Source organism: Arcobacter peruensis, from assembly GCF_003711085.1.
Taxonomy (GTDB): Bacteria; Campylobacterota; Campylobacteria; order Campylobacterales; family Arcobacteraceae; genus Poseidonibacter; species Poseidonibacter parvus.
Genome location: NZ_CP032363.1, coordinates 1,367,140 through 1,378,305 on the forward strand (window position 1 = coordinate 1,367,140; position 11,166 = coordinate 1,378,305).

Genomic DNA, 11,166 nt, shown 5'->3' on the forward strand with positions numbered 1-11,166 from the left:
TTAATTTATGAATAAGAGTCTTTTAAATAAACTCTTATTTATACTTCTTTAAAACTAAATTATTCTACATATATACTATAAAATAAACAGATGTTAATTAATTACTTCAAAAAATTTGCTAAGATATGTACAGCTTTTTATATATAACTAGCACTTTAACTTTATAATAACTCTGTATTAGGATATTAATATGCAACGATATAAAATAGTTCATCGTACTTACTATAATTATACAGAAAGAGTAGACTTAGGAACTCATCATTTACTTTTACGTCCAAGAGAAGATTATGAACTAAGAATAGAATCCTTTACATTAAAATGTACACCCGAAACTAAGATATTGTGGCACAGAGATATTGAAAACAACTCAGTTGCAGTAGCAAACTTTAATCATATTACACAACAACTTCTTATTGAAAGTGAAGTAATACTTCAACAATATAATATATCACCATTGGATTTTATAGTTTCAGACTATGCTATTACTTACCCATTTGACTATAAAGAAGATGACAAGTTTCTATTATCACCTTATAGAGTTTTACCAGATGAAGAAACTAGACAATTATTAAATAATTGGATTTTCAATATCTGGAAATATGATGAAGAAATTCAAACATATACACTTCTTCAAAAAATAACAAAATATATCTATAGCTCATTAGTATATAACATCAGAGAAGAAACTGGTGTTCAAAGTATTAAAGAAACATTAAGTTTAAATTCAGGTTCTTGTCGTGATTTTGCATTTTTGTTTATGGAAGCTGTTAGATGTCTAGGATTAGCAACACGATTTGTAAGTGGTTATCTTTATGCACCACTTATGTCTGAACAAATAGGCTCTACACATGCTTGGGCAGAGGTTTATTTGCCAGGGGTTGGATGGAAAGGTTTTGATCCTACAATTGGAGATTTAGTTGGGAAAGATCATATTCCAGTTGCAGTATCTAGGCTTGCACATGCTGTTCCTCCAATATCTGGCTCATTTGCAGGTGATGCAAAATCTAATCTTGATGTTGGAGTATGGGTTACACAATGTTAGATATCTATCAAGAAGTAAATTTGATTTTTAGAAACTTGTAGTCTCCTATAAGTGTTACAATGTTATAATTAAAGTTAAAATAGTAAACAAGTTTACAAGTTTTTTGTCTATATTGAATATTTAAGTATAGACAAAACTGACATAAAATTAAATGTTATAATTTTATATTTATTAATTAATCTATTAAGGAAAAAAAATGTCATTAAAAGTAGTCCTATCTCATAAAACACATTATAAATACGATAAGTATATCTCTCTTTCACCACACACAATTAGGTTGAGACCAGCACCTCATAGTAGAACACCAATTGATGCTTACTCAATGAAGATAACTCCTGAGAATCATTTTATTAATTGGCAACAAGATGCTTATGGGAATTATTTAGCAAGAGTTGTTTTCCCTGAAAAAGTAAAAGAATTTGGAATTGATGTAGAAGTTATTGCAGACTTAATCTCAATTAATCCTTTTGACTTTTTTGTTGAAGAATATGCTGAGCAATTTCCTTTTGAATATAAACCTGAATTGAAAGCAGAACTAAAACCATATTTTGAAGTTACGGAAAGTGGGAAAGAGCTTAAGAAATTCGTTAAATCACTTGATTTAAAAGAATGTAAAATTAATGACTACCTTGTTTATTTAAATACAGAAATATATAAATATTTAGATTATACAGTTCGTTTAGAAGCTGGTGTACAAGATTGTGAGACTACTCTTGATAAAAAACTTGGAAGCTGTAGAGATTATGCCTGGTTATTTGTTCAAGTATTAAGAAGTTTAGGTCTTGCAGCAAGATTTGTATCAGGTTACTTAGTTCAATTAAAACAAGATGAAAAATCTCTTGATGGTCCTAGTGGTCCTGAAGAAGACTTTACAGACTTACATGCTTGGACAGAAGTTTATCTTCCAGGTGCTGGTTGGGTAGGACTTGATTCTACTAGTGGATTATTTGCAGGTGAAGGACATATTCCTCTTGCATGTACTGCACATTATGAAAGTGCTCATGCAATTGAAGGTTTAAGTGATAAATGTGAAACAGAGTTTGATTTTTCAAATACTGTAACAAGAGTCTTTGAATCTCCAAGAGTTACAAAACCATACAGAGATGACCAATGGGATGCAATAAATTCTTTAGGTTATAAAGTTGATGATGAACTTCAAAAAAATGATGTAAGATTATCAATGGGTGGAGAACCTACTTTTGTATCTATTGATGATATGGAATCTGAGCAGTGGAACACAGCTGCTGATGGTCCTTTAAAAAGAGAATTAGCAGATAAATTGTCAAGAAGACTTTTAAGCTCTTTTGGTAAAGGTGGAATGCTTCATTACGCACAAGGAAAATGGTATCCAGGTGAACCAGTTCCTAGATGGCAAACTTCAATTATTTGGAGAAAAGATGGTAAGAAAATTTGGAAAAACCCAGATTTATTTGCAAATATGAATGAAACATACGAATACACAAATGATGATGCTAAAAAATTTATTGAATATTTAGCACTTACTTTAAAAGTATCTGATAAAACTATACTTCCAGCTTACGAAGATCCTATTCATTATATTATGAAAGAAGCTGAATTACCAATTGATATTGATTCAGCTGAATATGATATTGATAATTCAATTGAAAGAAAAACTATTGCAAGAGTTCTTAGTCAAGGTTTAAGTAAACCTGTTGGTTATATCTTACCTTTAAACTATGCAGAAAGTGAATGGATGACTTCTTATTGGACATTTAGACGGGATAAGATTTTCTTAATTCCTGGTGATTCACCTTTAGGACTTAGATTACCTATGGATTCTCTTATTGAAAATCCTGAAAATGAATTACCTTTACATTTTGAGCCAGATCTTTTTGCAAAAGCACCAAAACTTAAGAAGTTTTTGAAAAAAGCAGAAAAACGTGCTCAAGATGCAGGAAATAAAAAAAATAAAAATAATCCAGAAGACACATTTATTAGAACAGGATTAAATGTTGAAGTAAGAGATGGTAAGCTTTATATATTCTTACCACCTTTAAATCATACAGAAGCATTTTTAGATTTAATTGCTTCAATTGAAGCAGTTGCTAGAAAACTTAAAATAAAAATAGTTCTAGAAGGGTATGAACCAGCTCATGATTTACGTTTAGAAACTATAAAAGTTACTCCAGATCCAGGTGTAATTGAAGTAAATATTCAACCTGTAAATACATGGAAAGATTTAACATCAAATTTATTTACACTTTATAATGATGCAAGAGAATCTAGACTTGGAACAGAGAAGTTTATGCTTGATGGAAAACATACAGGAACAGGTGGTGGAAATCACGTTACTATTGGAGCAATGAGACCAGAAGACAGTCCATTACTTAGACGTCCTGAAGTTCTTAGAAGCTTTATTACATTTTGGCAACATCACCCTGGTTTATCTTACCTTTTCTCAGGAGCTTTTATAGGTCCAACATCTCAAGCACCTCGTGTTGATGAAGGAAGATTAGAAAATCTTTATGAATTAGAAATTGCATTTTCTCAAATTCCAGTAGGTGAAGACGTACCTTTCTGGTTAACTGATAGACTATTCCGTCATATGTTAACTGATATTACAGGAAATACTCATCGTTCTGAATTTTGTATAGATAAGCTTTATTCACCAGATTCAAGTACAGGAAGACTTGGTATTTTAGAACTACGTGGTTTTGATATGCCACCACATCCTAAAATGGCACTAATGCAGAACTTACTAATTAGAACATTAGTTTCATTGTTCTGGAAAAAACCATATACTCATAAGCTAGTAAGATGGAATACACAGCTTCATGATAAGTTTTTATTAGAGCATTATGTAAAAGAAGATATGAAAGATATTGTTGAGTTTTTAAATAATGAAGGTTATGACTTTAATCTTGATTGGTTTGATCCTTTCTTTGAATTTAGATTCCCTCTATATGGAATGGCTACAGTTGAAAATGTACATCTAGAGCTTAGGGCTGCTATTGAGCCTTGGCATGTACTTGGAGAAGAAAGTGGTTCTCAAGGAACATCTAGATATGTTGATTCATCATTAGAAAGAGTTCAAATTAAAGTAAATAACTTTGTTCCTGAAAGATATATTCTTACTTGTAATTCAGTTGTAATTCCTTTAAGCCCTACAGGAGTTGAAGGTGAATTTGTTGCAGGTGTTAAATATAAAGCATGGCAACCTTGGTCAGCATTACATCCTACAATTGGTGTTGATACGCCACTTACATTCGATATTGTTGATAAATGGAATAAAAGATCAATTGGTGGAATGACATATCATGTATCACATCCAGGTGGAAGAACTTATGAAACTTTCCCAATTAATGCAGGTGAAGCAGAATCAAGAAGAATTAATAGATTCCAACCATTTAATCATACACAAGGAGAAATAGAACATATTTCTTCTTCAAGTGTACAAAAAAACTTAGTAGAAATAAATGGCGCTAAAAGAGCAGTAGTTTTAAAAGATAAACTTAATAATGAGAAATTCCTTTTCCAAGAAATTCCTGTAAGTTTAGAATATCCAAATACATTAGATTTAAGAAGAAAGTGGGCAAAGCAATAAATGAGCATATTTGATACTTATGTTTCTGAGTCATTATTTGATGAAATGCATGATGACAAGGATAACATAAGGGATTGTTGGAAAGAAGTTGTATCTGATATTGAAAATGCTGGATTACATACTTTAGAAGATAAACAAAGTGAAATTGATTGGCATCTTCAAGATAATGGTGTAACATATAATATCTATGATGACCATGATGGACCTAAGAACCGTTCTTGGAGCTTAGATCCAATTCCTTTTGTTATTGAAGAAGAAGAAGAATGGAAAATAGTTAAAAAAGGTCTTCAACAAAGAGCAAAGCTTTTTAATCTAATTATTAAAGACCTATATTCAGAACAAAAACTTATAAAAAACAACATTGTACCTGCAGAAGTTATCTATGGGTACAAAGGTTTTACAACTGAAGTTTTTGATTTTGGAAGTAAAGAAGATTTTAATCTTTACTTTTATGCTGCTGATATTGCAAGAGGTCCAAATGGTAAAATGTGGGTTGTTAGTGATAAAACACAAGCACCATCTGGATTAGGCTATGCTATTGAAAATAGATTAACAATGAATGTTGTTGCTCAAGATTTATATCCTAGTATTGAAACAAAAAAATTAGCATCATTTATTCAAGAGTTTAAAGACTTATTAAAAAAACTAACAAAAGGTGATATTTCATCTGCTGCTCTGTTAACTCCTGGACCTTACAATGAAACATATTTTGAACATGCATACCTTAGTAATTTTTTAGAATTAAATATGGTTCAAGGCCAAGATTTACTTGTAAAAAATAACACAGTATGGCTAAAAAGTTTAAGTGGCCTTAAAAAAATCAATACACTTTTAAGAAGAGTTGATGATAGATACTCAGATCCACTTGAGTTAAGAAATGATTCTAGACTTGGTGTTGCTGGACTTGTAGAAGCATTAAGAGAAGACAATCTTAATATGATAAATCCAATAGGAAGTGCAGTTGCTGAAAATATTGGACTTAATCCTTTTATGAAAAAAATTTGTCAATACTTTTTAAAAGAAGATTTAATACTTCCTCAAATTGCAACTTGGTGGTGTGGACAAAAAAAAGAACTTGATTTTGTTTTAGAAAACTTCGACAAACTAATTATCAAAAAAATTGATATACCAAATAATATAAAAGTATATTTTGGAAGAAAATTATCTAAAGATGAGAAAAAAAATCTTATTAATCATCTTATTCAAAACCCACATCAATATGTTGCTCAAGAAGAAATAGAATTCTCAACAGTACCTTACTATACAGAAGGAAAAATTGAACCACGAAATGCTGTAATTAGAACTTTTTGTTTAAAAAAAGATGAAGATTATTCTGTAATGAATGGTGGACTTGTAAGAATTTCAGAAAATAAAGAAAACTTACTTACTTCATCAAAAAGAAAAGGTGGAATTAGTAAAGATTTATGGATATTAGGAAAAGATGATATTCCTTTAAGTCAAATCAATTCACTAACTCACACACCATATATTGAAACTTCAATTGATGAAATTTCTACATTAAAAGCTGAAAATCTTTTTTGGTTAGGAAGATACCTTTCTCGATCTATTTCTACTTCAAGATTAATTTTACATATAATTAAAAAAATTACAAATTTTTACAGATATGAAGTATTAACATCAAATAAATCTCAAATTATTTTACAAAATGCATTAACACATATGACTATGACTTATCCAGGTTTTATTAATTCTGATAATGAAAAGATTCAAGATATTAACCCTATTGAGGAAATCACTTCTGTAATTAAAGATACTCATAGATCAGGTTCTTTAGCATCAACTGTAATGATGCTTTCAAATACTAATGTTAATATTAAAGATCTTTTAACAGTTGAATCATGGAAACTTTTTGAAGAAATGCAAAAAAAGTGGAATAGATTTATAAATAAAAAAAATGATTCTTCAATGTCAATGGCTAGTGAACTTGATAAATTTCTTATTTATATGATGGCTTACAAAGAACTTGTTAATGAAAGTATATTTAAAGAGCAAGGTTTAATATTATATGATATTGGATATAAAATTGAAGATGCATTACATCTAATTTCAAAAGCAAGATCAATATTATGCTTGAAACTTGATAAGTCTATTGGATATGATGTTTTAGAAGGGATGCTAACATCTTTAGGTAGTTTTAACGCCTATAGAGCACACTACAAAAGCTCATTAACTTTAGAAAATGTTGTAGATTTTTTAATTTTAAATCCACAGTTTCCAAAATCTTTAATGTATATGACTGAAAACCTTTTAAAAGAGTTTAAAGAATTACCAAAGGCTAAAAAAGATTTCACTTCATATGAAGAAGCCATGCTCAAGTCACAAGAATTTCTAAATTCAATGGACTTACAAACTTTAATAAAAATCAAAGAAGAAGAAGGAGTATATGTGGAATTAGATAAAAATTTATCAAAATTATCAGATTTATTTTTAGAGTGTTCTAATGAGTTCTCAAATACTTATTTTTCACATAATGACGAGTAATTATGATCTATAATATTTATCATAAAACAGAATTTAAATATCAAAATAGTGTTTCTTTTAGTCATAATATCGCAAGACTAAAACCTAAGAGCACTATGTATCAAGAAGTAATAGATTTTACAATGGAAATATCACCAGAAGTTTATGATTCAAAAGAATTTATTGATATGTTTGGAAATACAAATACATATATGTTAATAAGAGAACCTCATACATCACTTAGTGTTACAGGAAAATCTACAATAAAATTATATCCTGAACGTAGAGAAGCATATATTGAAAATATTAAAAAGGCAAGTCTAACATATGAAGCTTGTATTGATCGTTTATCAAAGTTTAATATTGATGACTTACATGCAAAGCAATATTTATTTGAATCTGATTTAATTCCAAGGGCCTCTTTTGAAATAAAAGAATACGCATTAGAATCTTTTCAAAAAAATAGAGATGTTTTTGAAGCTACAGAAGAGTTTATGCAACGTATTTTTACTGATTTTAAATTTGTTTCTGGATTTAGCGATATAACTACCCCTATTGAAGAAATATTTAATGCTAAAAAAGGTGTATGTCAAGATTTTGCACAGTTTGCAATATCTGCATTAAGAACTATTGGACTACCTGCTAAATATATGAGTGGATATATAGAAACACTACCTGCTAAAGGTGAAAAAAAACTCTTTGGTGCTGATGCATCTCATGCATGGTTTAGTGTATACATACCAAATGCAGGTTGGGTAGAATTTGATCCTACAAATAATATTATTCCAAAAAATCAACATATTCTTTTAGGTTCAGGAAGAGATTATAATGATATTGCACCTTTAAAAGGTGTTGTATATAGTAGTGGAAATAGTAACCTATCTGTAATGGTAGATGTCAGAAAACAAGAAGAGATAACTAACATACAAAGTCAGCAACAAAGTCAACAGTAATTTAATTAACTTAAAGAAAAATCTTTAAGTTAATTGTTTTTAGTCTTCAACAATTAGTTTTTCAACTAAATTATGAATTTTATCCATATTAATATCTGAACTATCTTCAATCGTATCAATTACCAAATCTAATTCAGGATTAAGAATTTTGAATATTACATTAATTTCATCTATAATTTGTTTTAATATTTCAAAATCTCTATTAAACCGAAGACAAATATCTAACTCTTCAACTAGTCTACCTAATTTAAAGAAATAATCACTACTACTTTGTTTCTTTCTACTAGCAGTTTCTCCCCAAATTTCTTTTATTAAAGAAAGAGCATGATCTAAGTCTTTATAATCTATTGGATCAGCATCATTTGATTTTCTTTTAAATAAAGCGTCTAATTCAATAATCTCTCCAAATGCAGAATTATTGATATAAATACGACTAATGATAGCACTTTCTCTAGCATTACTAGTTATTGTCATAATATTAGCTGTATGATCACCATATATTGCTTTTTTTAAAAAATCTGCAGAATTAGTGTATTCTAATTCTATTCCAAGTTTTTTATAAAGTTTAACACCTGCACTTTTATCTACATCAATTGTTAGATTAAATGCTTCTTCGATTTTATAAAGTGCTGTTTCAGCACGTTCTAAATATCGACCAAGCCAATACATATTTGTAGCAACATTTGCTGTTAATAATTGATCCATTTTATAACTCCATTACCCAAGTATCTTTAAACCCACCACCTTGTGAAGAATTTACAAGGAAGTTTCCTTCTTCTAATGCGTATCGTGTAAGTCCACAATTCCAAACCTTTACATCTTCTCCTGCAACTACATATGCTCTAAAATCTGCTTTTCTATCTTTTAATTCATTATTTAAATAACATTTCTCATCATAAAATTGAATAAGTTCTTGTGCTATGAATCTTCGAGGATTAGCCTTAATTGTAACCTTAAGATCTTCAATTTGTAAAGCAGTCATTGAATGTCCAAATAAAACACCATAACCACCTGCTTCGGCAACATCTTTGATTACAAGTTTTTCCATGTTTTTCATTACATAATCCATATCATCTTTAAAGTAAGGAAGATATGTTGGAGCATTTTTTAAAATCGGTTCTTCATTAAGATAATATTTTATCATTTTTGGTACAAAATAATAAATTCCCTTATCATCAGCAACACCATTTCCTATTGCATTCATTAAAGCAACATTACCACTTAAATAAGCATCAACAAGGCCAGGAACACCAATCAAACTTTCTGGATTAAAAAACTTTGGATCAATAAAATCATCATCTAGTCTTCTATATATTGAACCAACTAGGATTTTTTGTCCATTATAATTTTTAAAATATACTTTTTTATCTATTACAACTAATTCATGAGCACGAACAAGTTGTGCTCCAATTTTTTCTGCAAGATAACTATGTTCATAATAAGCTGAATTAAATCGACCTGGTGTTAATAAAACATTAATTCCACCAGTGTTAACATGATTCATTGCATCTGTAATAAACTTTGGATAGGATTTAATTGGTTCGATTTTGAAGTTCTCAAAAAATTCTGGATATATTTTTCTGTAAGTATTACGTACAGATAAAGGATAACTTGAACCACTTGGCACTCTTAAATTATCTTCTAAAACAACCCATTCATCATCTTTTGAATCTTTTACAAGATCTATGCCATTAATATGAGCTCTAATTTTTTTGGAAGGTGAAAAACCAACAAACTCTTTTAAATAGCCTTCTGCATTTTCAATAAACTCTTTAGGAACAATCCCATCTTTTACAATTTTTGCATCTGTATATAAATCTTCTAAAAAAAGGTTTAAAGCTGTAACTCTTTGAACTAGACCTTTTTCAATCTTACTAAACTCTTGTTTAGAAATAATACGTGGAATAACATCAAAAGGTAAAGACTGTTCTACAAAATTTCCATCTTTATAAAGATTAAAATTGACCGCAAACTTATCCATATATATTTTGAATTCTTCAATTTTTTGTCTATCTTGTTTTGAAAATATTTCCCAAAACTTCGTATGAATCTCAGTTGGTTTTTCTAACATTGAACGCCCTTCGTCATAAATTTTATATATATTTTGAATCTTAAATAAACGATTATAATAATATCTTAAATCATACAATAATATTTTGATAATATGTATATTATTTATACTTATTATTATTTATTGTTTAAAAATTCATACATATCTTCTATTGTATACTTATATGTTTTAAATTATGCAATAAATATATAGATATATGATAAGTTTTCAAACTTTATTCAAAATAAAATCATTTATCAATTAATATGCTAAAATAGTAATTAATATAGTAAAAGGAATAAAAATTGCAAACACTTACACAAGAAGGTCAGAATCTAGTAAATAATCTGTCAAACAAATATAATTTAAGTTCAGATGCAATCATTCATATGATTGCATCTGTAAACAATGGCGGAGGAACAATGGCACAATTTAATTCACCAGAACTTGGTGGATCAGGTCAATGGATGCAAGGTGGTATGACAATGGTAGGTGATATGTTCAATAATGGCCTTAAAAATACTGTTGATAATCTATGTTCTGAAATTTCAAATGCATTATTAAGTATGCAAATCTTTCCTATTATTGAAGCAGGAACACCAGGGAGTAATCAATGGTGGCCAAATGATTTAGGAGTTCCTTTCTCAAGCGGTTCTCAAAACAATACAAGATATGCAGTTTTTCCTAATAGACTAGCTGTTGAAATAAACTCAGAAGTAACTGTTTATGATACACTAGATAATAATATAGGTGGAGTTTCACAACAACAAGGAGGAGACAACTCTCTTACTTTTACTAGTCAATATGGAACAATTAGTGTTTCTTCTCTTCCTGTAATCTCAGGAGGGGATATTACATCTATGCAAAACAATGATTTTATACAAGAAACTCAAACAAACTTTATAGAACCTTCTGTCTTTATTGAAGAAGCACCTATACTTAATACTGCAAAAAATGAATCATCTAATGAAATTATAGAAATGATTGAACAACTTGGTCGTTTACATCAAGCAGGTATTCTTTCTGATAATGAATTTGATACAAAGAAAGGTGAATTACTAAGTAGGCTTTAAAA

Annotated in this window: 7 protein-coding genes; 5 read left to right on the forward strand and 2 right to left on the reverse strand. The window is 29.1% G+C overall.

Annotated features, from left to right (window positions below; genetic code table 11):
- Positions 1–190: 190 nt before the first annotated feature.
- The 4 genes from D3Z07_RS07010 (at position 191) to D3Z07_RS07025 (ending at position 8,041) form a co-directional block, all read left to right on the forward strand.
- A complete protein-coding gene (locus D3Z07_RS07010; protein ID WP_076084181.1) occupies positions 191–1,042 on the forward strand; it encodes a transglutaminase family protein in 852 nt (283 codons plus the stop codon).
- Between the two features lie 196 nt (positions 1,043–1,238).
- Positions 1,239–4,607: a transglutaminase family protein gene (locus D3Z07_RS07015; RefSeq protein ID WP_122893432.1), complete on the forward strand. Its 3,369-nt coding sequence runs from the start codon at positions 1,239–1,241 to the stop codon at positions 4,605–4,607.
- A complete protein-coding gene (locus D3Z07_RS07020; protein WP_122893433.1) occupies positions 4,608–7,109 on the forward strand; it encodes a circularly permuted type 2 ATP-grasp protein in 2,502 nt (833 codons plus the stop codon).
- A 2-nt stretch (positions 7,110–7,111) separates the two neighbouring features.
- Positions 7,112–8,041 carry a transglutaminase family protein gene (locus D3Z07_RS07025; RefSeq protein ID WP_122893434.1) on the forward strand — a complete coding sequence of 310 codons (930 nt, stop codon included), beginning with the start codon at positions 7,112–7,114 and terminating at the stop codon, positions 8,039–8,041.
- A 39-nt stretch (positions 8,042–8,080) separates the two neighbouring features.
- Here the strand turns inward: D3Z07_RS07025 and D3Z07_RS07030 are convergent, their stop codons facing one another.
- Positions 8,081–8,746: an alpha-E domain-containing protein gene (locus D3Z07_RS07030; protein WP_122893435.1), complete on the reverse strand. Its 666-nt coding sequence runs from the start codon at positions 8,744–8,746 to the stop codon at positions 8,081–8,083.
- Between the two features lies 1 nt (position 8,747).
- Positions 8,748–10,112: a circularly permuted type 2 ATP-grasp protein gene (locus D3Z07_RS07035; RefSeq protein ID WP_122893436.1), complete on the reverse strand. Its 1,365-nt coding sequence runs from the start codon at positions 10,110–10,112 to the stop codon at positions 8,748–8,750.
- A gap of 284 nt (positions 10,113–10,396) precedes the next feature.
- Between D3Z07_RS07035 and D3Z07_RS07040 the strand changes: the two genes are divergently transcribed.
- The gene (locus D3Z07_RS07040; RefSeq protein WP_122893437.1) at positions 10,397–11,164 is read left to right on the forward strand and encodes an SHOCT domain-containing protein; all 768 of its coding nucleotides are present in this window, start codon (positions 10,397–10,399) and stop codon (positions 11,162–11,164) included.
- Positions 11,165–11,166 lie beyond the last annotated feature (2 nt).